The organism is Cytobacillus oceanisediminis 2691 (genome assembly GCF_007678455.1).
GTDB lineage: Bacteria > Bacillota > Bacilli > Bacillales > Cytobacillaceae > Mesobacillus > Mesobacillus oceanisediminis_A.
Genome location: NZ_VEEP01000163.1, coordinates 1 through 289, shown reverse-complemented (window position 1 = coordinate 289; position 289 = coordinate 1). Strand labels below are relative to the sequence as shown.

Here is a 289-nt window from a genome sequence, read left to right as displayed (position 1 = left end):
CTCAACAAGAAGATCAAAGCTTTCCTCCCCCTTCATAAATTTCTTTACATCGCCATACTCTACCCCCTTGATTTCCTTCAAATAAATATCTTCCACCCTCATTCCCTCTCCCCCTCTCAACCCCATTCCTCCCTTCCACCACTTCCCATCCTCACTTAAACCCATCTTTTTCGCACCTCCTTTTGCCTCTTCCTCCCTATCCTCCTCACCCTCATCCACATTCCCCACAACCAACCCAACCCTCCCAGCTCTCCACAACATCCTCATCCCCTCAAATCCAATATTATTT

General features: G+C 47.4%; 1 pseudogene. It reads right to left on the bottom strand.

What is annotated here, in order from left to right:
* Positions 1-234 (bottom strand): annotated as a pseudogene (locus FS736_RS23660) (glycine--tRNA ligase subunit beta); the annotation flags it as partial.
* Positions 235-289 lie beyond the last annotated feature (55 nt).